The 24,302-nt window shown below is 69.7% G+C and carries 18 protein-coding genes; 8 read left to right on the top strand and 10 right to left on the bottom strand.

Annotated features, from left to right (window positions below; translation table 11 throughout):
- The first annotated feature begins 88 nt into the window (after positions 1 to 88).
- Both PC39_RS00385 and lipP1 read left to right on the top strand, forming a co-directional pair.
- Positions 89 to 2,875 (top strand): molybdopterin-dependent oxidoreductase, encoded by a 2,787-nt coding sequence (locus PC39_RS00385; RefSeq protein WP_353251375.1) that lies wholly within the window; start codon positions 89 to 91, stop codon positions 2,873 to 2,875.
- A gap of 91 nt (positions 2,876 to 2,966) precedes the next feature.
- A complete protein-coding gene (lipP1, locus tag PC39_RS00390; RefSeq protein WP_353251376.1) occupies positions 2,967 to 3,896 on the top strand; it encodes a LipP1 family hormone-sensitive lipase in 930 nt (309 codons plus the stop codon).
- Between the two features lie 7 nt (positions 3,897 to 3,903).
- Here lipP1 and nhaR read toward each other — a convergent pair whose 3' ends face one another.
- Positions 3,904 to 4,788 (bottom strand): transcriptional activator NhaR, encoded by an 885-nt coding sequence (gene nhaR, locus PC39_RS00395; RefSeq protein WP_353251377.1) that lies wholly within the window; start codon positions 4,786 to 4,788, stop codon positions 3,904 to 3,906.
- 167 nt (positions 4,789 to 4,955) lie between these two features.
- Between nhaR and nhaA the strand changes: the two genes are divergently transcribed.
- Complete coding sequence (gene nhaA, locus PC39_RS00400; RefSeq protein WP_353251378.1) at positions 4,956 to 6,134, top strand: Na+/H+ antiporter NhaA; 1,179 nt, start codon at positions 4,956 to 4,958, stop codon at positions 6,132 to 6,134.
- On the opposite strand, the gene PC39_RS00405 is transcribed toward nhaA, so the two are convergent.
- Positions 6,131 to 6,970 (bottom strand): uroporphyrinogen-III synthase, encoded by an 840-nt coding sequence (locus PC39_RS00405; protein WP_353251379.1) that lies wholly within the window; start codon positions 6,968 to 6,970, stop codon positions 6,131 to 6,133. The genes nhaA and PC39_RS00405 overlap by 4 nt on opposite strands.
- Before the next feature lie 131 nt (positions 6,971 to 7,101).
- Here PC39_RS00405 and PC39_RS00410 point away from each other — a divergent pair, with 131 nt between their 5' ends.
- Complete coding sequence (locus PC39_RS00410) at positions 7,102 to 7,545, top strand: GNAT family N-acetyltransferase (RefSeq protein WP_353251380.1); 444 nt, start codon at positions 7,102 to 7,104, stop codon at positions 7,543 to 7,545.
- Positions 7,546 to 7,547: 2 nt separating this feature from the next.
- Complete coding sequence (locus PC39_RS00415) at positions 7,548 to 9,008, top strand: RimK family ATP-grasp domain-containing protein (RefSeq protein ID WP_353251381.1); 1,461 nt, start codon at positions 7,548 to 7,550, stop codon at positions 9,006 to 9,008.
- A 115-nt stretch (positions 9,009 to 9,123) separates the two neighbouring features.
- On the opposite strand, the gene PC39_RS00420 is transcribed toward PC39_RS00415, so the two are convergent.
- Genes PC39_RS00420 through PC39_RS00445 form a run of 6 tightly spaced genes read right to left on the bottom strand, consistent with a single transcriptional unit; the run spans position 9,124 to position 15,221 of the window.
- Positions 9,124 to 12,237: a pilus assembly protein gene (locus PC39_RS00420; protein WP_353251382.1), complete on the bottom strand. Its 3,114-nt coding sequence runs from the start codon at positions 12,235 to 12,237 to the stop codon at positions 9,124 to 9,126.
- Positions 12,238 to 12,256: 19 nt separating this feature from the next.
- Entirely contained in the window at positions 12,257 to 12,691 is a 435-nt protein-coding gene (locus tag PC39_RS00425; protein ID WP_353251383.1) for a pilus assembly PilX family protein, read from the bottom strand.
- Positions 12,688 to 13,737: a PilW family protein gene (locus PC39_RS00430; RefSeq protein WP_353251384.1), complete on the bottom strand. Its 1,050-nt coding sequence runs from the start codon at positions 13,735 to 13,737 to the stop codon at positions 12,688 to 12,690. Before PC39_RS00430 ends, PC39_RS00425 begins: the two co-directional genes overlap by 4 nt.
- A 1-nt stretch (position 13,738) precedes the next feature.
- Positions 13,739 to 14,320, bottom strand: a complete 582-nt coding sequence (pilV, locus tag PC39_RS00435; RefSeq protein WP_353251385.1) for a type IV pilus modification protein PilV — start codon at positions 14,318 to 14,320, stop codon at positions 13,739 to 13,741.
- Positions 14,317 to 14,811, bottom strand: coding sequence for a GspH/FimT family pseudopilin (locus tag PC39_RS00440; protein WP_353251386.1), 495 nt, complete (start codon positions 14,809 to 14,811; stop codon positions 14,317 to 14,319). The genes pilV and PC39_RS00440 overlap by 4 nt, the downstream gene beginning before the upstream one ends.
- On the bottom strand, positions 14,808 to 15,221 hold the full coding sequence (locus PC39_RS00445) for a type IV pilin protein (protein ID WP_353251387.1): 414 nt from the start codon (positions 15,219 to 15,221) through the stop codon (positions 14,808 to 14,810). Before PC39_RS00445 ends, PC39_RS00440 begins: the two co-directional genes overlap by 4 nt.
- 239 nt (positions 15,222 to 15,460) lie before the next feature.
- Here PC39_RS00445 and PC39_RS00450 point away from each other — a divergent pair, with 239 nt between their 5' ends.
- The 3 genes from PC39_RS00450 (at position 15,461) to PC39_RS00460 (ending at position 19,305) form a co-directional block, all read left to right on the top strand.
- The gene (locus PC39_RS00450; protein WP_353251388.1) at positions 15,461 to 17,638 is read left to right on the top strand and encodes a malate synthase G; all 2,178 of its coding nucleotides are present in this window, start codon (positions 15,461 to 15,463) and stop codon (positions 17,636 to 17,638) included.
- Between the two features lie 310 nt (positions 17,639 to 17,948).
- Positions 17,949 to 18,518: a DNA-3-methyladenine glycosylase I gene (locus tag PC39_RS00455; RefSeq protein ID WP_353251389.1), complete on the top strand. Its 570-nt coding sequence runs from the start codon at positions 17,949 to 17,951 to the stop codon at positions 18,516 to 18,518.
- 13 nt (positions 18,519 to 18,531) lie between these two features.
- Positions 18,532 to 19,305, top strand: coding sequence for a metallophosphoesterase (locus PC39_RS00460; RefSeq protein WP_353251390.1), 774 nt, complete (start codon positions 18,532 to 18,534; stop codon positions 19,303 to 19,305).
- Between the two features lie 77 nt (positions 19,306 to 19,382).
- On the opposite strand, the gene PC39_RS00465 is transcribed toward PC39_RS00460, so the two are convergent.
- Both PC39_RS00465 and PC39_RS00470 read right to left on the bottom strand, forming a co-directional pair.
- On the bottom strand, positions 19,383 to 21,167 hold the full coding sequence (locus PC39_RS00465; RefSeq protein ID WP_353251391.1) for a beta-helix domain-containing protein: 1,785 nt from the start codon (positions 21,165 to 21,167) through the stop codon (positions 19,383 to 19,385).
- An 85-nt stretch (positions 21,168 to 21,252) separates the two neighbouring features.
- Positions 21,253 to 24,258: a TonB-dependent receptor gene (locus PC39_RS00470; protein WP_353251392.1), complete on the bottom strand. Its 3,006-nt coding sequence runs from the start codon at positions 24,256 to 24,258 to the stop codon at positions 21,253 to 21,255.
- Between the last annotated feature and the right edge of the window lie 44 nt (positions 24,259 to 24,302).

The raw sequence follows: 24,302 nt of genomic DNA on the forward strand, positions 1-24,302 counted from the left end.
TGCCTTGATGTCGCGCTCTTCGGTTCTTTCGGGTTCATTTTTTCCGGCATTTTCTCTGTGACCTCTGTGTCTCTGTGGTTAGTCTTTTATGTCTGAGACCATCAAAACGACCTGTCCCTACTGCGGCGTCGGCTGCGGTGTGCGGGCGTCGGTGGAGGCCGGCGGCGGGGTCGCGATCGCCGGCGATGAGTCGCATCCGGCCAATACCGGGCGGCTGTGTTCCAAGGGCACGGCCCTGGGCGAGACCCTGGACCTGGCGGACCGGCTGCTGCATCCCGAGATCGGCGGCCGGCGCACGGACTGGGACACCGCCCTGGACGCGGTCGCCGACGGCTTCTCGCGGGTGGTCGCCGAGCACGGCCCGGAGGCCGTGGCCTTCTACGTCTCCGGCCAGTTGCTGACCGAGGACTACTATGTCGCCAACAAGCTGATGAAGGGCTTCATCGGCGGCGCCAACATCGACACCAACTCGCGGTTGTGCATGTCGTCGGCCGTGGCCGGCCACGGCCGCGCCTTCGGCGAGGACGTGGTGCCCGGCTGCTACGCCGACCTGGAAGGGGCCGACCTGATCGTGCTGGTGGGCGCCAACACCGCCTGGTGCCACCCCATCGTCTACCGCCGCATCGAGGCCGCCCGCGCCGAGCGCCCGGACACGCGGCTGGTGGTGATCGACCCCCGCCGCACCGCCACCGCCGAGGAGGCGGACCTGCACCTGCCGGTGGCGCCGGGCTGGGACGTGGCGCTGTTCAACGGCCTGCTGGCGCACCTGGAACGCGCGGGCCGGGTCGATGCCGGCTTCGTCGAGGCCCGCACCACGGGCGCGGCCGAGGCCCTGGCCGCGGCGCGCGCGGGCGACGCCGATCCCGCGGCCCTGGCCCGGGCCACGGGCGTGCCGGAGGCCGATCTGCGGACCTTCCTGGACTGGTTCGCGGACACGCCGAACACGGTCACCGTATTCTCGCAGGGCGTGAACCAGTCGGTCGCCGGCAGCGACAAGGTCAACGCCATCATCAATTGCCACCTGCTCACCGGGCGCATCGGCAAGCCCGGTGCCGGCCCGTTCTCGATCACCGGTCAGCCCAACGCGATGGGTGGCCGCGAGGTGGGTGGCCTGGCCTCGACCCTGGCCGCACACCGCGGCTTCGACGAGGCCGACACGATCGCGGATTTCTGGCATGCGCCGAACATCGCCCGGCAACCGGGGCTGAAGGCGGTGGACCTGTTCGAGGCGATCGGCGACGGCCACGTCAAGGCGGTCTGGATCATGGCCACCAACCCGGCCGTGTCGATGCCGGACGCCGACGCGGTCCGCCGGGCCCTGGCCGGCTGCGACCTGGTCGTGGTCTCGGATTGCATGGCCGCCACCGATACCGCGCGCCTGGCCGATATCCGCCTGCCGGCGGCCACCTGGGGCGAGAAGGACGGCACCGTGACCAACTCCGAGCGCACCATCTCGCGCCAGCGACCCTTCCTGCCGCTGCCGGGGGAGGCCCGCCCGGACTGGTGGATCGTCACGCAGGTGGCCCGCCGCCTGGGCCACGCCGCGGCCTTTCCCTACGAGCACCCGCACGAGATATTCACCGAGCACGCGGCCCTGTCGGCGCACGCCAACGACGGCCGCCGCCTGTTCGACATCGGCGGCCTGGCGGGGCTGACGCGGGCGGACTACGACGCCCTGACGCCGGTGCAGTGGCCGGTGTCCAGGACGGGGGGGACGGGAAATGTAAGACGGGAAACGGAAAACGGGAAACGGAAGACGGAAGACGGGGAAGACAATGCTCGCGCTGGCGACGACACGTTTCCCGTTTCCCGTTTTCCGTCTTCCGTACCGAAGCGCCTGTTCCTGGACGGCCGCTTCCCCACGGACGACGGTCGCGCCCGCTTCGTGGCCGTGACCCAGCAGCCGCCCGCGCATGCGCCGGACGAGAACTACCCGCTGACCCTGAATACCGGCCGCCTGCGTGACCACTGGCACACCATGACCCGTACCGCCAAGTCGCCGCGGCTATCGGGTCACATCCCCGAGCCCTGCGTGTCGGTGCATCCGCGCGACGCCCAGGTCGCCGGGCTGACCGACGGCCACCTGGCCGAGCTACGCTCTCACTGGGGTCGCATGCTGGCGCGCGTGGCGGTCGACGAGGGCCAGCGCCGCGGCAGCCTGTTCGCGCCCATCCATTGGAACGCCGAGTACGCCGCCGCCGGCCGCGTCGGCGCCCTGGTCAACCCGGTGGTCGACCCGGTGTCCGGCGAGCCCGAGTTCAAGCACACGCCGGTCGCGGTCGCGCCCTGGGCGGCGGCCTGGCACGGCTTCGTGCTGGCCCGCGCGCCGTTGACGCCGCCCGCCGAGGCCGACTACTGGATCCGGGTCCACGGCGAGGCCTTCGAGCGCTACGAACTGGCCGGCGCGGCGCCGCCGGCGCACTGGCCCCTGGCCGCGCGGGCCCTGTTCGGGGTCGACGACCCGGACGCCGACTGGATCGAATACAGCGACCCGCGCGCCGGTCATTACCGGGCCGCCTGGTTGCGGGACGGGGCGCTCGTCGCCTGCCTGTTCGCGGCACCGCGGCCGCCGGCCCTGCCGGACCGGTCGTGGCTGGCCGGCCTGTTCGCCAAGGGGGAACTGGACGCCGACGATCGTATCGCCCTGCTCACGGGCCGGCCGGCCGATCCCGAGGCGGATGCCGGCCCGGCCGTGTGCAGTTGCTTCGGGGTCGGCCGCAAGGCGTTGGCGGACGCGATCCGCGAGCGCGGTCTGGCCACGCCCGAGGCGGTGGGCGAGGCGCTGGGGGCCGGGACCAATTGCGGCTCCTGCCTGCCGGAGATCCGCACGCTGCTGCGCGAGGCCCGCCCGTCCGCCGTCACCGAAGGTGCGTAACCGGCCCAGGATTGTCGGACGATCTTGCGTCGCGCCCGGTGGCGGGGCATGCTCGCCGGGCATCCCATAACGATCACGAGAGGAGACCGAGATGCTCGATCTGCAGGCCCGTGCGCTGCTGGAACAGGCGGCGGCCCAGGGCGCGCCCGACTTCGCCGACCTGCCGCCGACGGAATGCCGTGCCTTCTTCCGCGAGTTCCTGAAGACCGTGGACGCCCCCGTGCCGGCCGGCGTGACCACCGCCGACCGCGGCATCCCCGGCCCGGACGGCAACGAGCTGACCATCCGCAGTTACCGGCCCGGGGGCGTTGACGGCGAGCTGCCGGTCCTGTTCTACATCCACGGCGGCGGTTGGGTGATCGGCGGCCTGGACGAGTACGACGGCGTCTGCGGCAATCTCGCCGACCAGAGCGGCTGCCTGGTGGTGGCCGTCGACTACCGCCTGGCGCCGGAGCACCCGTTCCCGGCCGCCCCCGAGGACTGCTACGCGACGCTGCTGTGGCTGGCCGACAACGCCGGGGAGATCGGCGGCGACGCGTCCCGCATCGCGGTCGCCGGCGACAGCGCCGGCGGCAACATGGCCACGGTGATGGCGCTGTTGGCGCGCGACCGCAACGGCCCCGCGCTGCGCTACCAGGCCCTGATCTATCCGGCGGTGGCCCTGCGCACCGAGGGCTACGAGTCCTACCGCACGAACGCCGAGGGCTATTTCCTCACCACCCGCACCATGGGTTACTTCGGCCAGCACTACGCCCCGGACCTGTCGGACTACCGCGCCGCGCCGGTGGACGCGGACCTGTCCGGCCTGCCGCCGACCTCGGTGCTGGTGGCCGGCTACGACCCCCTGCACGACGAGGGCGTGGACTACGCGCACAAGCTGATGGCGGCGGGCGTGCCCACCGTGCTCAGCGAGTACGGCGGGATGATCCACGGGTTCTTCAGCATGTCCGCGGTGTTCGATGCCGGCCGCCAGGCGGTGGCCCAGGTCGCCGCCGCGGTGCGCGGTGCGATGGCGGACTGATCCCGTCTCAGGCGCCGCCGGCGATCGCGCTCACCCCCGGGTGGGCGAGCCGGCGGTGTGCGGACAGCGCGTAATAACTCTCGCCGACCCGGTCGGTGCGCCCCACGCACACGGCGGCGTACTGACCGGCCACTTCCGACTCGATCAGATCGGCGCAGGGGAAGACCCCGATGCCGGCATGGCCGAAGGCCTTCATCAGGGCGCTATCGTCGAATTCGCCCACGACCCGGGGGCTCACCCCGGCATCCGCGAACCACTGGTCGAGCGCGTGCCGCAGCGGCACGCCGCCGGCGGGCAGCAGCATCGGGACCGTGTCCAGGCAGTCCGGGAAGCCGTCCGCGAGGCCGCGGGCCAGACCGGGCGCCGCCATGAAACTGATGCCGCACTCGATGAGCTTGTGGCTGTAGAGCCTGACGTTGGCGTCGGAGATCGCGGGCCGGTCCGCAATCACCAGGTCCAGGCGGTGCCGGACCAGCTCGTCGAGCAATTCCTCCAGGCGGCCCTCCCGGCAGATCAGGTGGGGCGTGTTGTCGCCGTCGCCCAGGGTGGGACGCAGCAGGCGGTAGGCGATCAGCTTGGGCACCGCGTCGACGACCGCCACGCGCAGGCGCCGTGGCGCGGCGGTGGCGCGCGAGCGGACCACGCCGTCCAGCTCCTGACCGAGCGAGAAGATCTCCTCGGCGTAGCCGCGCACCGTCTCGCCCAGTTCGGTCGGGACCAACCGCCGGCCCTCGCGCCGGAACAGGGGGGCGCCCCAGTGCCGTTCCAATGATTTCAATTGAGTGCTGATGCTCTGCGGGGTCACGTGCAGCCGGGCACCGGCCGCGGCGATCGAGCCTTCGTTCGCGACCGTCCAGAAATAGTGCAGGTGTTTGTAGTTCAGTTTCGACATGTCGCGATAATCAGAAAAAATTTACGTAAAAGCAAAAATAAAAAGAATTTAACTTTTATTTCCGCAGCGCTAGAGTCTCCTGGACGGTCCATGCCGACGCCTACGTCGTGATCGCCGTGGACCGCGCGACGCGGACCGCCGGATCGCACCGGGCACGGAGGAAACGGATGAGATCACTGCGCGAGATGCTGCGTCACCAGGCGGCGCCCGGCACGTTGATGCTGGGCGCCGCCTTCCTGGCGATGGTGGCGGCCAATTCCCCTATGGCGGCCGCCTACGGCAGCCTGCTGCAAGTGCCGTTCGAGGTGCGTCTGGGGGCGTGGGGGCTGGCCAAGCCGGTACTGCTCTGGATCAACGATGGCCTGATGGCCCTGTTCTTTCTGTTCGTGGGTCTGGAACTGAAGCGGGAGATGCTTTACGGGCATCTGTCGGACCGGCGCCAAGTGGTCCTGCCGGCCATCGCGGCGGTCGGCGGGATGGCCATGCCGGCGTTGATCTATACCTTCTTCAATCGGGGCGACCCGGTGGCGATGTCGGGTTGGGCCATCCCCGCGGCCACCGACATCGCCTTCGCGCTCGGCGTACTGGCGTTGCTGGGCCCGCGCGTGCCGCCGCCCCTCAAGCTGTTCCTGCTCACGGTGGCGATCTTCGACGATATCGGCGCCATCCTGATCATTGCCTTCTTCTACACCGACAACCTCGCCACCGAGGCACTGATGGCCGGGGGTGTGGCGCTGGCGGCGTTGGCCCTGCTCAACCGGGCCGGGGTGCGGGCGTTCGCGCCTTACATGCTGGTGGGGGCGGTGCTGTGGCTGTGCGTGCTGGAATCCGGCGTGCACGCCACCCTGGCGGGTGTGGCCCTGGCCCTGCTGATCCCGGCGGACAAGCGCGCCGACGAGGCGCACCCGCCGCTGGTGCGCATGGAACACGGCTTGTCGCCGTGGGTCAGTTTCCTGATTCTGCCGGTGTTCGCGTTCGCCAATGCCGGCGTGTCGCTGGCCGGCGTCGGCGTCACGGATCTCGTGGCGCCGATCCCGGCCGGTATCGCGTTGGGGCTGCTGCTAGGCAATCCGGTCGGCATCTTCGGTCTGGTTTTCCTGTCGGTGCGGCTGCTGGGCCTGCCGAAGCCGCGTGGCGTGACCTGGAACCAGTTGCTGGGAACGTCGATGCTCTGCGGCATCGGTTTTACGATGAGCCTTTTCATCAGCGCGCTGGCCTTCGAGTCCGGCGGTACCGGGGAGGCGGTGATCGTGGCCGACCGCCTCGGCATCCTGATGGGGTCTCTCAGCTCGGCGCTGCTCGGGTATGTCTGGCTGCGACGGGCTCTGCCGGCGCGGGTCGATTAGCCGTCGCCGCCGCCGAAGCGCGCCGCCAGGGCACGAACCAGGGGTTTCATGAAGTAGCTGGATTCCGGCATCAGGTCCACCGTGACCTCGCGTTGGGCCAGGGCGTCGGCCACGATCGGGCCGACCGCCGCCACCACGATGCGGTCGAGGGTGGCCTGTAGCGACTCCTCCAGCTCGTGCTTGCGGGCCACCGCGAACAGCCGGCGCACCTGCGGCGAGCTGGTGAAGGCGATGGCGTCGACCCGGCCGCCGGCCAGGGCCTCGATCAGCCCCGCCACCTGGGTGTCCTCGCTCTGGTCCGCGTAGACGTAGGGCGCCACCGGCATCGCCTCGGCACCGGCGCCCGCCAGGAAGTCCATGAGCTTGCGGTTGGGTTCCGTGCCGTAGAGTTGCACCCCGACGGTGCGTCCGCCCAGGTCTTGCTTGAGCAGGGTCTCGATCACGCCTTCGGTGGTCGGGGCGGCGGCGGTCAGGTCCGGGCGCAGGCCCAGGTCGCGCAGGGCGCGGGCCGGCTTGGGACCGCGCGTGATCTTGCGCGTGTCGCCGAGCGCGGCGACGAAGCGCTCGCGCAGATCGCCGCCGGCGCGCTCGGCGAAGCCCAGCAGGCGCCGCAGGCCTTCGCCGGTGAGCAGCACCACGTCGTCGCAGGTGCCGTCCGCGAAGGCCCGCAGCCAGGCCTCGATCGGTCCGGGGTCGGGCGCGTCGTGGATGTCCACCAGGGGGCAGCGCAGCACCTCGGCGCCGCGCGATTCCAGCATCTCCGCGAACAGGTCGAGCTGGCGCGATTCCGGTACCGCGATCCGGCGCCCGGCGAGTGGTTCGTCGTTGTCGCTCATGGTTCTCTCGGCTCGTTTGTGGCCGTGTCCGGTCCCGACAGGATAACGCCATCGGTCTGCCCTGCCTGTAGCAAGGCATATGCCAGGCAGGCCGTATTCCGCTTACCGCGCGCCTGGCTTAGACTGCGCGCATGCGCGATATACGGACCGCCGACGGCGACGATCTCGACGCCTTGCGGCGATTGGAGACCCGCTGTTTCGATCTCGACGCGCAGTCCCGCCGCAGCCTCCGCCATCTGCTGACACGCGCCAACGCCACGGTCCGGGTGGTGGACGGTGACGATGGCCTTCTCGCCGGCGCGGTCCTGCTGTTCCGGCGGGGAACCCGCAGCGCCCGCCTGTATTCGGTGGCGGTGGTGCCCGAGGCGCGGGGCGGGGGGCTCGCGCGCCGCCTGCTGGCGGATGCCGAGCGGCTGGCGGCGGCCCGCGGCTGCCGGCGCCTGCGCGCCGAAGCACGGCTGGGCAATACCGCCTCGCGCGCCCTGTTCGCGGCGGCGGGCTATCGTGAGCGGGCGTGTCTGCCCGGCTATTATCCTGGCGGCGAGGCCGGCATCCGTCTGGAAAAGGAACTGTAGCGATGGCCGAGCCGATCCTGGTGGTGGAGTCGGCGGGCGATTGGCCCGCGCAGGAACCCGCCGTGCGGCGGGTGCTCGCCGACGATTACCTGGCGGACCCGGCATTCGCGGCCCGCGGCTACCACGTGATCAATTTCTGCCGCAGCTACCGTTACCAGAGCCTGGGCTATTACTGCTCGCTGCTGGCGGAGGCGCGCGGCCACCGCGTGATCCCGTCCGTGGCCACGCTCCAGGATCTCTCGCGCAAGACCCTCTACGGCTTCGATATCGCGGCCATGGACGAGGTCCTGCAGCGACTGCCGGCGGACGCCCGCGCGCAGGCGCCCACGCGCCTGCGCATCGCTTTCGGGCGGCCGGACGCGGCCGGCTTCGAGACCCTGGCGCGACTGGTGTTCGAGGCCTTCCCCGCGCCCCTGCTGGAGGTGGAACTGCGCTCGCAGAACGGCATGCCCACGGTCACCGGCCTCAAGGCCCTGGGGCCGCGCGGGCTGCCGGCGGGCGTCGCCGGCGAGCTGGACGCCGCGCTGGCCGAGCACGTGGCCCGCGGCCGCCGGCGCAGCCGCCGCCGGCGGCGCTACCGCTACGACCTGGCGATCCTGGCCGATCCGGCGGAGTCGCAGCCGCCCTCCGACGCCGCCGCCCTGCGCCGTTTCGCCCGCGCCGGCAAGTGCCAGGGGCTGGACGTGGAATTCATCCGGGCGCGGGATTTCGGCCGCCTGGCCGAGTTCGACGCCCTGTTCATCCGCGAGACCACGCGCCTGGCGCACCACACCTATCGCTTCGCGCGCCGGGCCGAGCGCGAAGGGCTGGTGGTGATGGACGATCCCGCCTCGATCCTGCGCTGTACCAACAAGGTGTACCTGGCGGAGCTGCTCGCCGCCAATCGCATACCCGCCCCCGAGACCCGCATCTTCGGCGAGGACGAGGTCGACCGGCTGCCGGAGATGCTGGGTTTCCCCATGGTGCTGAAGGCGCCGGAGGGGGCCTTCTCCAAGGGCGTGTTCAAGGTCGAGGATGTCGACGATCTGCGCGGGCGGGCCGCCGAGCTGCTCAGAGAGTCCGAGCTGGCGCTGGCCCAGGAGTTCGTGCCCACCGAGTTCGACTGGCGGGTGGGGGTGCTCAACCGCCAGGCCCTGTATGTCTGCCAGTACCGCATGGCCCGCAAGCACTGGCAGATCGTCAAGCATGGCGCCGACGGCCGTTTCCAGGAGGGCGACGCCAGCACCCTGCCGGTGTCGCGGGCGCCGTCCGAGGTGGTGCGCACCGCGGTGCGCGCGGCCAACCTGATCGGCGACGGCCTCTACGGGGTCGACCTCAAGACCACCAGCCGCGGTCTCAAGGTCATCGAGATCAACGACAATCCCAGCATCGATGCCGGGGTCGAGGATGCCGTATTGGGCGACCTGCTCTACGACGCCGTGATGGGCGAGTTCCTGCGGCGGCTGGAAGCGCGGGGACGCTGAGCCCGGAAAGTCAGGGCGGGCGACCGGGGGGACCCAATAGCACGAGGCTCTGACTCGTGTTCGGTGGACAAAAGGGGAATCCCCCCGGTCTCCCATAAAGGGTGGGCGTGGGTCGCTACTGGTCCAGGTTCTCCCGGTGCCAGAACACCCGCTGGCGCACGCCCAGCGGGATATTGGGCACGCCCGTGACGGTGGTGCCCGAGATCACCGCCAGGTATTGCTCGCCGTCGATGTTCACCACCACCGGCACCGGCGAGGGCGGGAAGCCGCCGCCGGGCGTCTCCTTCGAGCGGTCGGGGGTGGTCAGTCCCTCGCTGCCGTCCTGCTCGATGGTGGCGCTGGCGTCGCGGAAACTCACCGCGTAGTTCCGGGCCACGCCCAGGTTGGCGCTGCAGGGGACGCCCTCGATCGGTGGCTGGTTGGTGTTGAAGAAGGTGGTGCCGGCCAGGGTGGTGGCGCCGCCGACCACCTTTTCGCCGGTGTTGCCGAGGGTCATGTACCAGCCGTCGGCGTTCTTGAGATCGCTGATCGCGGCCCCCTGCTCGGCCTCGGTGCCCACCTGGATGGTGTTGTCGGTGGCGTCGAACAGGTCCGACAGCGTGTAGGGGACGTCCGTGGGCGCGGTCTGGGTCTGCGCGTCCTTGAACATGTAGAAGCGGTTGGTCACCGCGGTGTCGAACGGGTTCTCGCGGTCGCCGGCCCCCACCAGGACGGCGTCGTACTGGCCGGAGAGGGTGGTGTCGCCGCCGCTGCCGTCGACCACGTCCACCGGGTACTGGAACTCCTGATCGCTGCCGACGCTGGCCAGCTTGTAGATTTCCCACAGGCTGGGGCTGCTGCTGCCGTCGCTCTCGGTCAGGTTGACCCGCCAGACCTGGCCGCCGGTGTCCGGGATGTAGACGCGGTCGAGGTAACCGTCGCGGTCGCGGTCGATCGGCGTCGGGGCCGCCGGCGTGCTGTAATCCATGTCGCCGACGGTGAGGGTGGCGCCGCCGCCGCTGCCGTCCGGGCTCGGGCCCGCCTGCCAGATCAGGTCGCCGGTGCGGCCGTTGACCGCGAACAGGCCGCGGCCCTCGCTGGCGGTGCCGGATGCGTCGCTGCCGGTGTCGGGGTCCGGGTCCTCGGCGGCCGGGTCGTAGCCGGCGCCGAAGAAGGCCACCGGGTCGTCGTAGCCACGGATCCGGCCCACGCGCACGTCGGACCAGGTCTGGCCCAGCTCGTCGAAACCGGCGGTGTCGCTGTCGATGCGCCAGAGCAGGGCGGGGTCGGCCGGATCGGTGACATCGAATGCGTAGATGAAGCGGCCGCCCCGGCGCATGGTCGCGTACAGATAGACCTTGTCGCCGGTCTCGACCACGCCGTCGCCGTCGGCATCCGCGACATAGGCGGTGAGACTGCCGTCGGCGAAGTAGGTCTTGCCGTCGGTGTTGTCGCGCAGGTCCGGCAGGCGCGGGAAGAATTCCGGCGGCACGAAGGCCCACAACTCGTCGCCGCCGCTGTCCTTGCCGCCCTGGATGGCGCGGATCATGCCGTCGTTGGCGCCATAGAAGGCGACCACGTTCTCGGTGGTGTTGCCGTCGGCGTCGGTGCCGCCGTAATTGACGATCGCCGGCTGCGAATGCAGCACGTCGCCGTGGATGGAGGCGCGGGCGTCGTCGGTGAGGCCGTCGGTGTCCTCGTCGCTGAGATCCTCGCCGCGGATCCAGGCGATCAGGTCGTCGGTCAGCGGGATGTCGGCGTTGGCGGCGCTGAACGGCGTGTCGGCCAGGCGCGAGCCGTCGGTGCAGTCTCCGGTGCAGGTGAATACGGTGCGCTTGCCGCGATAGGCGCCGCCGTCGTCGGCGTTGCCGTCGGGCGGCACGCTGCTGTCGTCGATCTCGCGCAGTTGCTGGGCCACGCCGCCCTTCTCCACGACCGCCCCGTCCGGCGCGTCGGAGCCGCTGGCCGGCTCGCCCCGCGGCGAGAAGTCCCAGAACGTGGAGCCGTGGGTCCAGAAGCTGGTGGCGCCGTTGCGGATGAAACCGGTCTCGGGGCTTTGCGCGGCGTCGCCGTCGCTGTCCGCGAGGAACACGTTGCCGGTGCCCGGGTCGGCGTTGAGCTGATAGAGCTTGAGGTTGCCGAACCAGCGGGTCTTGTCCTGGGCGTCCGGCCGGAACACGCCGATGTAGACCTGGTTGAGGTTGGTGCCGCGCACATTCACCGATACCGGCAGGGCGGTGGCGGCGAACACGCTGTTCACCGACAGGATCTCGTCCAGCACGTCCTGGATCGCCGGCAGCAGGTCCTCGGGATTGGTGACCGTGTAGTAGGCGCCCTGGCCGGTCTGGGTGGCGACCGAGCGCAGCAGGGCGTGCCCGGCGCGGTCCTTCTTGTTCTGCTTGGCATCCGGGTCGTAGACGTCGATCACGTAGGTACGCAGGTTCTGCTTGCCGGCCTGGATGCTGTCGGGAACGATGTCGGCGGCGTTGAAGAAGCGCGAGTACTCGTCGGCGACGATCGCCTCGAAATCGTCCGGGTCCAGGGGGATGGTGTCGGTGCGGCCGCCGATCCCGCGCAGCAGGGTCTCGGGCGTGCCCCGCCGGTTCTCGCCGGTATCGGGCTGGCCGTTGCCGATGACCACCAGGTAGTTGTAGCAGGCGTCGCCGGCGGGGCTGAGGTAGTCGCCGTCGCCGTCGAACGCGTCCGGGTCCTGGACGATCTTGTTGTCCTTCTGGTCGAGGCCGCCGGCACGCGGCTCGCGGCCGCCGAAGTACTGGTAGGCCTCGTACATGGACAGGGCGTAGGAGGCGTTGTTGGATTGCTGCAGTCCCTGGCCGGTGTCGTCGATGCCGGCGCGGAAGAAATCCTCCAGCTCCTCGCGGTAGGTATCGTCCAGCAGCTCGACCGCCTGGGTGATCTTGCCGCCCTCGGGTTGCTCCTCGCTGAAGACCATGAAGCCGACGTTCAGCCGGTCCACGAAGTTGTGCGGATCGTCCGCGGCGCGTTCGTCGAACAGCAGCGACAGGGCCCGGTGCTCCAGGCTGCGCTTGGTATAGCTGCCCAGCGTCGCGTTCCAGTTGGCGGTGTTGTCGACCAGGAACAGGACGTTGGGCGGCGTGCTCGCGCTGCCCTTGTTGATCCGGAACAGGTCGATGTCCTCGGCCCGCGTCGTGGCGGCGTGCAGCGCGGCCGCCGCCGCCAGGGCGGCGATCGGGAAATGGCGTATCGATCGTGGCAGTCGCTGAAACATGGTTTTTCCCTCCCGGCCGTCAGCCGCAGGTTCCCGCGTTCTGGAGCACGCGCACGCCCGCGCGCGCGGCCGTGGCGGCGCCGCTGTCGGCGTCGGTGGCGATCACCCGGAACTGGTAGTAGTTGTGCTGGAGCGCGAGCTGGTTGGTCAGCGAGAAGCCGGGCATGATGGCGTCGCCCACGCATACCGGGGCGCTGCGCTCGACGTTGATGCCGGCACGCTGGCCCTGCCAGGCGACGCCGTTGGTGAAGTTGTCCAGCTCGCTGATGGTGGCCTCGATCTCGGTCTCGGCGGCGGCCGCCGTGTCCTGCCGGGCCTGCTGATTGCTCAGCACTTGCATGCTGGTGCCGCCGAGGTTGATCGAGGCGGTGGCCAGCAGGGCCAGCACCGCGATCATCAGCAGGCTGACCACCAGCACCACGCCCTTCTGTCGTTGCGGTCCTCGCATGCTCATGGGGTCTCCCGCCGGCCGCTGGGATTGACCAGTCGGGCCGTGCTCGTGAATACGTGCCTGGAGAAGCCGTCGCCCGGATCGTTGACCAGCACCGGGGCGTCCTCGCCGAGACGGTAGGTCTTGCCGCCCTGCGCGCCCACGTCGGTGGTGCTGCGGGCCAGGAGATAGACGCGCACGCCCATCACGTCCGCCCAGGCGGCGGGCGTGCCCGGATCGTCGGTATAGGCGCCCTCGGGCGTGCCGTCGCCGTTGTTGTCGATGCCGTACTCGATCTGCAGGTCCTCGATGCCGACCGCGATCGGTTCGGCGCAGAAGCTGCCACCGTCCAGGCGCATGCGCATCAGGGTGGGTACGTCCTCGCCGGTGCCGGCGTTGTCGTCGCAGGGCGAGGAGGGGACCGTGCTCGGGCTGATGTAGAAGATCTCTATGCGGTAGGCGCGCACGGGCGCGCGCACGAGGTTGCCGGCGGCGTCCTGAAGGGTGATGCCGAACGCCTGGTCCTGCGGGGCGGCGTCCGGATCGGTATTGGTGTTGGCGCCGCTGTCCAGGGCGAAGGCGGTGGCCGCGCTCTGGATGTAGAACGTGCCCCCGGCCAGGGCCAGGCCGGCGTCGGCGGTGGAGGCGCGGCGCACCACCACGATATCCGTGTTGTCGACGTGGTCGGCGTCGCCCAGGCAGCCGGCGGCGGGCGTGCCGGGGTTGTTCTCGCCCTGGATGTGCAAGGGCATGGCGTCGAGCAGGGTGGTGGCATCGACGGTGGTCGGGCAGGGATCGGGCAGGGCCGCCGGCGTGGCCGGCATGGCGGGCGCCGCATCCGGGTAGAGGTTGCCCCAGAAGCCGGCGTGCCGCAGATGGTCGGCCAGGGTGAGGGCGGCGTAGCGGCCGTTTTCGAGCTGGCGTGCCGCCGCGTCGATATCGCGGTTGCTACGCGAGGCGCCCACCACCAGGGTGGTGATACCGGCCAGCAGGATCAGGCCCACGACCATCGCCACCATCACCTCGACCAGGGTGACGCCGCGCTGGCGGTTGCGGCTCCGGGCGGCCATGTCAGTCCAGCTCCGCGAAGCGAACGGTGTCGCTGACGGTGCGTCGCAGGTCCTCGTCGCCGTACAGGCCGGCGGCGCAGTTGTCGGCCGGGGTGCCGGTCTCGGTCTCGCCCTGCCAGGCCACGGTCACGGTGATCGATTCGGGTACCGCGGGCGGGCCGACCTGCTCGGGTTGATAGGTGATGCAGCCGCGTGCCCCGACCAGGCCGCCGACCAGGTCGTCCGCGGCGAGACGCTCGGTCGCGCCCTGGAGCATGTCGTTCCAGGCCGCCATGTCCGTGTCCGCGCGGCTGCGGGTGGCGTTGTTGCCCCAGCCGGTGCAGGCCGGGATGTTCTGGGTGCCGGTGCCCAGGGTATAGCTGTTGCCCTGGGCGTCCTGGGTCACGTAACAGCGGCGCGCGCCGCGGTTGAGGCTGATGCGGTCGATCATGTCGGCGACCATGAGCAGGGCCTGCGCCCGCTGGTAGGCCTCCACCTCGGCCTGTTGGGCGCGGATCTGCAGGCCGGCGAGGCCGAGCAGGGCGATGCTTACCAGGACCAGCGCCACCAGGACTTCCAGCAAGGTGTAGCCCTGCATCGTCATGGGCAGGCATCCAGGCGGCGGATTTCCGGGAGGCCGTCCACGCCCACCCGCACTTCGCGGGCATGCAGCCGGTCGGCGTCGCAGAGCACGAAGCGGGCGTTGCCGCCGGCGCGGCCGTTGCCGGCGAAGGTGATCGCGCCGGCCGGCACGGTCTCGAAACGCACGCCGCTGTCGGCGGCGTCGCAGCCGGCGCGCAGCACGTCCGCCTCCAGGGCGGCCTTGTCGCAGTCGATCGCGGTGGCGGCGCCGTCGGTCACCAGCCAGCCGTCGCCCCAGGTGCCGTCGTTGGCGGTCAGGGTCACGTCGGCGTTGCGCTTGACCGCCTCGCTGCGGGCATAGACCAGGTCCGAATACAGGGTCTGGGCGATGTGCTTGAGATCCTGACCGCCGCTGAAGCCGCGCAGCCCCGGCACCGCCACGGCGGTGAGCACCGCCACGATCACCAGCACGAACAGCAACTCGAACAGCGTGAAACCGGTCATGCGTTTCATTGCCACGCCTCCGCCGGGGTCTTCTTGCCGGCGCTGGTGAGGGTGAGGGTCGGTTCGCTGGCCTGCATGGTGCCGCTCTTGGGGGTCGCCGTGACGGTGAACGTGGGCGGCGGCCCGGCCTGCCGCGTCAGGGTGACGCTGTAGTACTCGCCGACCTCGGCCGGGATGTCCATGTCCAGCTCGCCGGCGCCGGTCCCCAGGCCGGTGGGATAGGCGCGCAGGTCCATGCGGTACTGCTGCGCGCGGGCGGCGACGTCCAGCATGAAGCGCTGGGCGTCCGACTGCCGGGCGCCGCGCACGAACTGCTGGTAGGCCGGATAGGCCATCGCCGCCAGGATGGCGACCACCACCAGCACCACCAGCAGCTCGATGAGGCTGAATCCTCCGCGCCGGCCGTTGTCCCCCGCCATCGATTTCCCTCGTGCCATGTCTGAACTCGCGAATTCCTGTGTGTCGGTTTATCGACCGAGGGGTGTGCCCGTCCAGAGCTCATGGGCCACCCTCCGACGAGCGGCGCCGTGACCCCGACGAACGGTGCCGGGGCGGACCCGCGCGGGGCGCTTTGCTATCATGTCGGGCCTTTTTCCGGTTGCGGCGCCGGCGGTGGCGCCCGAATTCAGGGACATCTTCGAGTCAAGAGGCGAATCCTATGACCCAGCGTGTGGAGGTGGCTGGCCTGCAGATCGGCCGTGAGTTGCACGACCTGGTGCGCGACGCGATCGCGCCCGGCACCGGCGTGGAGCCGGAGGCGTTCTGGCGGGCGCTGGCCGACATCGTGGCCGATCTCGCGCCCCGCAACCGGGCCCTGCTGGACAAGCGGCGCGAGCTGCAGGAGAAGATCGACGCCTGGCACCGCGAGCGCGCGGGCCAGCCGCACGATGCCGCGGCCTACAAGGCTTTCCTCGAGGAGATCGGGTATCTGTTGCCCGAGGGCGATGACGTCCAGGTCTCCACCGGCAACGTCGATCCCGAGATCGCGACGGTGCCCGGTCCGCAGCTCGTGGTGCCGGTCTCCAACGCCCGTTTCGCCCTCAACGCCGGCAACGCCCGCTGGGGCAGCCTCTACGACGCGCTCTACGGGACCGACCTGATCCCCGAGGGCGAGGGTACCGAGAAGACCGCCAGCTACAACCCCGAGCGCGGCAAGCTGGTGGTGGCCGAGGCGGCGAAGCTGCTGGACGAGGTCTTCCCGCTGGCCAAGGGCTCGCACGCCGACGCCACGCGCTATGCCGTGGTCGACGGCGCCCTGGCGGTGACCACGGCCGGCGGCGAGACCTCGCTCAAGCAGGCGGGTCAGTTCGCGGGTCATCGCGGCGACGCCAATGCCCCGGACGCCGTGCTGCTGGTCAACAACGGTCTGCACGCCGAGATCCAGATCGACCCCGAGCATCCGATCGGCCGCGACCACGCGGCCGGCGTCAAGGACGTGCTCATGGAGTCGGCGGTCACCACCATCCAGGACTGTGAGGATTCGGTCGCGGCCGTGGATTCGGTGGACAAGGCCGGCGTCTACCGCAACTGGCTGGGTCTGATGAAGGGCGACCTGGCCGAGCAGATCGACAAGGGCGGCAAGTCCTTCACGCGCAAGCTCAATCCGGACCGGACCTACACCGCGCCGGACGGCGGCGAACTGACCCTGCCGGGGCGCTCGCTGATGCTGGTGCGCAATGTCGGCCACCTGATGACCACGCCGGCGGTGCTGGACGCCGAGGGCAACGAGATTCCCGAGGGCATGCTCGACGCCATGGTCACGTCCCTGGCGGCGATGCACGACCTCAAGGGCAACGGCCCGCACACCAACAGCCGCGCCGGCAGCGTCTACATCGTCAAGCCCAAGATGCACGGTCCCGAAGAGGTCGCGCTGACGGTGGAACTGTTCGCGCGCGTCGAGGACGCGCTCGGGCTGGACCGCAACACCCTCAAGATGGGCATCATGGACGAGGAGCGGCGTACCACGCTCAACCTCAAGGCCTGCATCCGCGAGGCCGCCGAGCGGGTGATCTTCATCAACACCGGCTTCCTCGACCGCACCGGCGACGAGATCCACACCTCCATGGAGGCCGGCGCCATGGTGCGCAAGGGCGACATGAAGGCACAGCCCTGGATCAAGGCCTACGAGGACTGGAACGTCGACATCGGCCTGGAGTGCGGCCTGCGCGGTCGCGCCCAGATCGGCAAGGGCATGTGGCCCAAGCCGGACAAGATGCAGGAGATGATGGACTCCAAGCAGGGCCATCCGGACGCCGGCGCCAACTGCGCCTGGGTGCCGTCGCCCACCGCGGCGACCCTGCACGCCATCCATTACCACCGCCGCGACGTGCTCGAGCGCCAGGCCGAGATCGCCGCGGGCGGTCGCCGCGCCAGCCTCGACGACCTGCTCAAGATCCCGCTCGCGCCGAGCACGGACTGGTCCGCGGACGAGATCCAGGCGGAGCTGGACAACAACTGCCAGGGCATCCTCGGCTACGTGGTCCGGTGGATCGACCAGGGCGTCGGCTGCTCCAAGGTGCCGGACATCAACGATGTCGGCCTGATGGAGGACCGCGCCACTTGCCGCATCTCGTCCCAGCACGTCGCCAATTGGCTGTACCACGGCGTCACCGACGAGCAGCAGGTGATCGAGACCCTCAAGCGCATGGCCAAGGTCGTCGACCGCCAGAACGAGGGCGATCCGTCCTATCAGCCGATGAGCGCGGACTTCGAGAACAGTATCGCCTTCCGCGCCGCCGCGGACCTGATCTTCAAGGGCCGCGAGCAGCCCAGCGGCTACACCGAGCCGGTGCTGCACGCCCGGCGGCTGGAGCTCAAGGCCAAGCTCGGGGTTTGATGGTGAGTAACCACAGAGACACAGAGGGCACAGAGTAAAGAGCGCTAATTTTTAGAGTCGTCAATTGGGGAATTCGCAAGCCCTCGCCTAGGCGGAAAATCGGCAAAGCCTTCTCCCCTTGGGGAGAAGGTTTGGTTGAGGGAAACTACCGGCCTTGACCGGTGGCGTCTTCACTGGGGCCGCGCAGGGCACGAAGCACTTTTCTTCACCTTGGCGTCCTTCTTGTTACTGTGTCCTCACTTTGTGTGCTCTGTGTCTCTGTGGTTGGTTTTTGAGACGATAATGGCCCGTTGAACGGAGCCGATGACTCATGCCGACACGTTGCGGTTGGTGTCCTGACGATCCGGACTACATCCATTACCACGACACCGAGTGGGGTGTGCCGCTCCACGACGACCGCATGCTGTTCGAGCTGCTGGTGCTGGAGGCGGCCCAGGCGGGTCTGAGCTGGCTGACCGTGCTGCGCAAGCGCGAGGCCTACCGCCGGGCCTTCGACGGCTGCGATCCGGCGGCCGTGGCCGCCTTCGACGACGACCGCCTGGAAGCGCTGCGCCAGGACCCCGGTATCATCCGCAACCGGCGGAAGATCGCCGCGGCACGCCACAACGCACGGCTGTTCCTGGACGTGCAGGCGGAATACGGCAGCTTCGCCGATTATCTGTGGTCCTGGGTCGACGGCCGGCCCGTGATCAACCGGCGACGCCACATCGGCGAGATACCCGCGACCACGCCGTTGTCGGACCGCCTGTCGGCGGACCTGCGCCGGCGCGGGTTCAAGTTCGCCGGCAGCACCATCTGCTATGCCTACCTGCAGTCGGCCGGCGTGGTGATGGACCACACCGTCGATTGCTTCCGCTACCCCCAGCTCGCGGGGCACTGACCGGGTCGCGGCCGTGACCGCGCTGTTCCGCCGCATCCCCGCGAACCGCGCCGGCCGCGACTTCGCGGTGGGCGATATCCACGGCCACTTCGAGCTGCTGGACCGTTTGCTGGACGGCGTCGGCTTCGATCCCGGCCGCGACCGGCTGTTCTCGGTCGGCGACCTGGTCGACCGCGGCCCGGACTCGCCGCGCGCGGCCGAATTCCTCGACCGCGAGTGGTTCCACGCCCTGCGCGGCAATCACGAGCAGATGCTGCTCGACGCCGCCGCCGGCCACAATGACGCCGTGGCCCTCTGGCGCATGAACGGCGGCGAGTGGTTCTTCGACCTCCCGGTGGATTTCCGCACCCATCTCCATCAACGCATCGCCCGTCTGCCGGTGGCGCTGGAGATCGAATGCGGCGGCGAGCGGATCGGCCTGGTGCACGGCGATCCCGGCGACGACGGCTGGGACGACCTGGTCGACCGCCTGACGGACCACGCCGACCCGCGACGGCGCGACCGCTGCGCGGACGCCGCGGTCTGGGGCCGCCGCAGTGCCTACACGGCGTTGCGTTTCCTGCGCACCGGCGGCGAAACCCCGCCGCCCGCGGTCGCCGGTATCGACCGGGTGCTGCTGGGGCATACGCCCATGCCCTGTCCGGCGGCGGCCGGCAACACCCGCTGGCTGGATACCGGCGCCGGCCACGGCCGGCCGCTCACGCTGACGGCGCTGGACGACGAGCGGCTGTGGCAGGCGGCGCCGGGTGTCGCGGGCATCCGGGAGGGCGGCTGGAACGAGCTATAGCGCCTGTTCACAGACCATAAAAAAGGGCGCCACCGGTAGGTGGCGCCCCAAGTTGGAGTGGACTTGTCGGGTTTTTGTCAGCGGTTGCTGATGTGCACCGTCCAGCCGCGCCAGAACTCGGTGCCGGCCGCCGCGTCGGCCGGGTCGACCGCGCCATAGTAGGCGTCGGCCTCGGTCACGGAGCCGTTCAGGGCAGCGCTGGTGGTCACCTCGTAGGTGCTGCCGTCGACGCTCAGGCCGCTGTCCTCGGTGGCGTCGAAGGTCACGGCGCCGTCCGCGGAACCGTCACCGTTCTCGTCATAGCCGCCCGCGGCCCAGACCGGGAAGAGGTTGTCGCTGGCGTCGGCCTCGCCGGGATCGCCGCCCGCGGCGTCGTTGGTGCAGAAGAAGGCCAGACCGAGGGCGTTCAGGTCTTCGTCCACCTCGTCACGGTTGAGGAAGCAGCCCAGGCCGTAGGCGACGGTGTCGGCGACCGTGGTCACGACGCCGCCGTCGGCGACGACCACGTGCTCGAAGTCGGCGCCGTAGCCCTCGCGCATCATCAGGCCGATGGACTCGTTGTCGCCGTCGCCCAGCATCAGCACGTTGGCCAGGACCGGCCGGGTCACCGGCGTGCGGTCGAAGCCGTCGCCGTTGCCGTCGGCCTCGCTGGTGCGGTCGCCGACCTGGCTGCCCTGGCGGACGATGGCGTTCTTGATGACGCCCTGGTAGCCCAGGTCGATATCCAGGCCGTCGTCCGAGGCGGCGTTGATGATGACGTTGCTGACGTCGACCGTGCCGCCGAACCACTCGATGCCGTCGTCGTCCGAGCCGAAGATCTGCACGTTCTCGATGGTGGTGCCGTCGCCCACGCCCTCCAAGGTCAGGCCCTGCAGCTCGGCGTCGGGCCGGAAGCTGACGCCGGACTCGCCGATCAGGATGTAAGTGATGGAGCCGCTGCTGTCGTTCGGGTTGCCGCCACCGAAGTAGACGTTGGTCTGACCGGTGGGGGCCGCCTCGCTGAGCTGCTCGTTGGGCACGTCGTTGCTGCCGTCGCCGCCGTTGCCGGCGTCGGTGCCGTTGGTGGGGGCGAAGCCATCGACCACCAGGCCGCCCCAGTCGCCGCGACCGGTCAGGTCGGTGGGGTCGCCGGTGATGTTGGTGTTGGTCGCGTCTACGGCGGCCATGATCACCGGCTGGTCCGAGGTGCCGTTGATGTTGATGGTCGAACCGCGGGTGACGCGAATCGAGGCGCGCTCGCCGGCCTGGGCGTAGATCTGGGTGCCGGCCTCGATATTCAGGGTCACATCTTCGGCGTCAGCTTCGGTCTGGTCGAGTGCACCGCCGTTGCCCACCAGTGCCGCGTTCAGCAGCAGGTAGACGTGGTCGTTGGTCAGGGTGTACGTGGTTGGACCGCCGTCTTCCCGGAAGTCGCTATCGATCACGCAGACCGGGAACTCCGGATTGGCGTCGCCGCCCTCGAAGAAGTCGCCGTCGTCGAACAGTACCACCGAGTTGATGGTGGCCGAGTCCGGGTCGATCGTTCCGGCGGGGCAGGTCGTCTGATCGGCCAGCGGGGTCTCCGGCGTGATGTCCGGGGAGCCGCCGCCGGTGGGGTCGATGTTGTCCAGCAGCGGGTGGATGTCCTCGTTCAGGAGGAAGCCGCCCAGGTCGAAGAAGTCGCCCGTGGCGGGGGTCGGATCGCCGCCGTTACCGCCGTCGCCGCCGTCGCCTCCATCGCCGCCGGTGTCGCCACCGGTGCCGCCTTCGACGATCACGTTGGTGTCGCCCTGGACGATATCGACGTCGTCGCCGCCGCAGCCCGCGACGATCAACAGTGCCGATGCGATCAGGGCCAGTAGCCCCGTACGTTGCATAGTCATGGTGGTCTCCCTCCGGTAGGTCCAGATGCGGCCGGGTTTCACGAGCCGCGAAAGGTTGTGAGCAAGGTGAGTCATGGGTCGGTGATCAGAAGAAGTTCCATTTCAGCGAGCCGCTGAAGCTGCGGCCGTAGGTGATCCGCCGCTGGAGCTGGCCGCCCTGGCGGTATTCCTCCTCCTCGTCCAGGAGGTTGCGGGCCTTGAGCTTGATCTGGCCGTCGCCGACGTACGGCAGCTTGCCGATGAAGGGGAGGTCCCCGCGGATGGTCCACGCGTAGGTCAGGTCGAGCAGCGTGGACGGCTCCTGGAAGATGTCCGGCAGGCCCTCGGTGCCGGCCCGGTCCAGGCGCTTGCCGATGCGGTTGACCACCAGCGTGACGTCGTGGATGGGGCCGTCGTAGCCGAGCTGCAGATTGATCACGTCGTCGGCCTGGCCGGTGAGCGGACGCACCTGGTTGGTGGCCGCGCCGCCGTTACCGCCGATGTCGACCTCCGAATCGGTGAAGGCGATGTTGCCCTGCAGGTACATCTGCGCCAGCCAGGTCCAGCCCGACGGCGCGAGTCCCAGCTCCGACAGCCGGTCCAGGCCCATCCGGCCGCCCAGCTCGATGCCTTCGATCTCGGCGCTCTCGCCGTTGACGAAGGTGGTCTGCGAACGACCGCCGCCGACGGGCCGGAACTGCTCCTCGATGGTGTTGGTGAGGTCCTTGTAGAAGACGCCGAAGGTCAGCGCCTCCATCGAGGACGGGTACCATTCCCAGCGCAGGTCGTAGCTCTTGATCTCGGTCGGCGCCAGGGCCGGGTTGCCGCTGAAGGCCTCGCCCGTGTCCGGGTTGAAGAAGGTCGTGTCCGACAGCTCCACCAGGCGCGGGTAGGACACGGTCTCGCCGAAGGCGGCGCGGACCTGCATGTCCGGGGTCACGAAGGCGGTGACCGCGAGCGACGGCAGGGTGAACGTCTCGTCGAAGCCGCCCACCGAGCCGTTGTCCGTTTCGACCTCGTAGTCGGCATTGGTGCGCCGCAGGCCGGCGACCACCTGGAGCAGCTCGCGGTAGCGCACGTCCGCGCTCAGGTAGAGACCGTCGGTGGTGGCCTCGCCCCGGTAACCGTCGGTGCCCAGCGTGGTCTCCGAGAAGTCGACGGTGTCGCCGATGGTCTGGTCGTTGATGATCCGCTCGATCATCGGTTCGCTCAGGTCGGCGCCGCCCAGCGGCTGGAACTGGAACCGGCGGGTCTCCGACTCGCGCTCACGGTCGTCGTAGTCGAGGCCGGCCTTGAGTTCGGTGGTGAAACGCTCGGCGCCCGGCAGGAAGGGCACCGTCAGGTCCATCGCCAGGCTGTCGGCGTCCTCGTCGGTCTCGTTGAACTGGCGCTCCAGGGCGTCGTCGGCGTAGAAGATGAACGGGTTGTCCGTGCCGAAGGCCCGTTCGTAGCTCCAGTCCCGCCGGTCCGGACGGTCGCGCTCGGCGTCGGCGGTCTGGGCGCGCCAGTCGAACTGCGCGATGCCGAAGTCGTGCTCGCCGATGAGCTGCGTCAGCAGCATCTCGCGGCGCTGGAATTCCAGCAGGTAGCGGCGCTCGTCGCGGCCGTCGCTGGTCAGGTCGTAGCCCTGGGAGATTTGGGTGCGGTCCTGGCTGTCGCGGATGAAGAAGGTGTTGCTCTGAAGCGAGTGGTTGTCCCAGGTGCCGCTCAGGCCCAGCAGGCTGCTGATCTGCACGTTGCGGTCGGTGCGGTTCTCCACGAACTCGGCGCGCGGTTGCAGATCGGTGGTGGCGTAGGTGATGTCCCTCTCGCGCTCGCGCCGCCATTCGTGGTCGTAGGCGCCCGAGAGCACGAATCCGTAGGTGCCGAAGTCGGTGGCGAAGGAGCGGCCGCCGATGGCCTCGAAGCCGATGTCCGGCGGCAGGTCTTCCTCTTCCTCGACCATGAACAGGTCGTTGAAGCTGCGGCCCACGTCGTCCTGTTCGTCCTGGGACAGCCTGTTCAGGGCATCCCGGGAGGGCGGCACTTCGCCGGGCAGCTCGCGGTCGCCGCTGTCCTGGCCGAGGTAGTCCTCGTCGCTGCCGTCGTAGGTCAGGCCGTCCTTGAAGGTGCTGAAGTCGTTGCCGCCGGTGCTGACCTGCAATTCCAGGAACGGCTCGTCCGGCACGCTGCGGGTGTTGAGACTCACCAGACCGGCGCCGAAGTTGCCCGGCTGATCGGCCGCGTAGCTTTTCTGGACCTGGATGTTGGCCAGCAGGCCGGCCGGGAACAGGTCCAGCGGCACCGCCTGGATGATGGGGTCCGGGCTGGGCAGCGGCAGGCCGTTGAACTGGGTCAGGGTGTAGCGGAACGGCTGGCCGCGCACGACCACATACTTATCATCCTCGATCACCAGGCCGGAGACGCGCTGCAGGGCCTCGGCGGCGTCGCTGTCGCCGGTGCGCGAAATCTGCTCGGCGCCGATCACGCTGACCACCTGCGGGCTGTCCTGCTGCAGGCTGATCTCGGAGGCGATGCTGCCCTCGACGTAGTCGGCGGTGACCACGTAGTCGGCCAGTTCCACGCCGCCGGCGCCGAGCGAGAGGTTCGCGGCCACGCTCTTGCCCGGGATCACCCGCAGGTTCTCGACGGTCTGGGTGGCATAGCGCGGGTGGCTGACTTCGATCGCGTAGTTGCCGGGGGGCAGCTCGATCTGGAACAGGCCGTTCTCGTCGGTGCGCACGGCGCGCCCGCGCGCCGGCACCGAGACCCGGGCGTCGGCGACCGGCTTGCCGTCGGCGGCCGTGATCGTGCCCTCGAGCAGGCCCGGATCACGGCTGGCCTCGCCCTCGCTCTGCGCCAGGACGGGCTGGGTGCCGGAACTCTCGATGCTGATCTCGGGCTCGTCGCCCTCGCGCAGGCCGACCACGACCTGCACGCGCTCGCCCTCGGCGGTGAGCAGGTCGAGATCGAGGATCTCCTTGCCGTCCCGGACCAGGACCACGTCGTGGCGCCCGGCCGTGAGGTTTGTCACCAGGCCGCCGTCGTCCCCGGTGCGGCTGACGACCGTGCCGTCCACCCGCAGGGCCGCGCCCTTCACCGGCATATCGCCGTCGAAGACGAAAAAGATCACCTCGCCGGTGCCGGCGTTCCCGCCCGTCTGCGCGTTCGCCGGGG

This window comes from Salinisphaera sp. PC39, assembly GCF_040361335.1.
In the GTDB taxonomy this organism is placed as follows: domain Bacteria; phylum Pseudomonadota; class Gammaproteobacteria; order Nevskiales; family Salinisphaeraceae; genus APNM01.

Excerpts from the sequence above, each read along its gene's own strand:
- PC39_RS00385 (WP_353251375.1), top strand. The coding sequence starts at position 89 with ATGTCTGAGACCATCAAAACGACCTGTCCCTACTGCGGCGTCGGCTGC.
- lipP1 (WP_353251376.1), top strand. The coding sequence starts at position 2,967 with ATGCTCGATCTGCAGGCCCGTGCGCTGCTGGAACAGGCGGCGGCCCAG.
- nhaR (WP_353251377.1), bottom strand. The coding sequence starts at position 4,788 with ATGTCGAAACTGAACTACAAACACCTGCACTATTTCTGGACGGTCGCG.
- nhaA (WP_353251378.1), top strand. The coding sequence starts at position 4,956 with ATGAGATCACTGCGCGAGATGCTGCGTCACCAGGCGGCGCCCGGCACG.
- PC39_RS00405 (WP_353251379.1), bottom strand. The coding sequence starts at position 6,970 with ATGAGCGACAACGACGAACCACTCGCCGGGCGCCGGATCGCGGTACCG.
- PC39_RS00410 (WP_353251380.1), top strand. The coding sequence starts at position 7,102 with ATGCGCGATATACGGACCGCCGACGGCGACGATCTCGACGCCTTGCGG.
- PC39_RS00415 (WP_353251381.1), top strand. The coding sequence starts at position 7,548 with ATGGCCGAGCCGATCCTGGTGGTGGAGTCGGCGGGCGATTGGCCCGCG.
- PC39_RS00420 (WP_353251382.1), bottom strand. The coding sequence starts at position 12,237 with ATGTTTCAGCGACTGCCACGATCGATACGCCATTTCCCGATCGCCGCC.
- PC39_RS00425 (WP_353251383.1), bottom strand. The coding sequence starts at position 12,691 with ATGAGCATGCGAGGACCGCAACGACAGAAGGGCGTGGTGCTGGTGGTC.
- PC39_RS00430 (WP_353251384.1), bottom strand. The coding sequence starts at position 13,737 with ATGGCCGCCCGGAGCCGCAACCGCCAGCGCGGCGTCACCCTGGTCGAG.
- pilV (WP_353251385.1), bottom strand. The coding sequence starts at position 14,320 with ATGACGATGCAGGGCTACACCTTGCTGGAAGTCCTGGTGGCGCTGGTC.
- PC39_RS00440 (WP_353251386.1), bottom strand. The coding sequence starts at position 14,811 with ATGAAACGCATGACCGGTTTCACGCTGTTCGAGTTGCTGTTCGTGCTG.
- PC39_RS00445 (WP_353251387.1), bottom strand. The coding sequence starts at position 15,221 with ATGGCGGGGGACAACGGCCGGCGCGGAGGATTCAGCCTCATCGAGCTG.
- PC39_RS00450 (WP_353251388.1), top strand. The coding sequence starts at position 15,461 with ATGACCCAGCGTGTGGAGGTGGCTGGCCTGCAGATCGGCCGTGAGTTG.
- PC39_RS00455 (WP_353251389.1), top strand. The coding sequence starts at position 17,949 with ATGCCGACACGTTGCGGTTGGTGTCCTGACGATCCGGACTACATCCAT.
- PC39_RS00465 (WP_353251391.1), bottom strand. The coding sequence starts at position 21,167 with ATGACTATGCAACGTACGGGGCTACTGGCCCTGATCGCATCGGCACTG.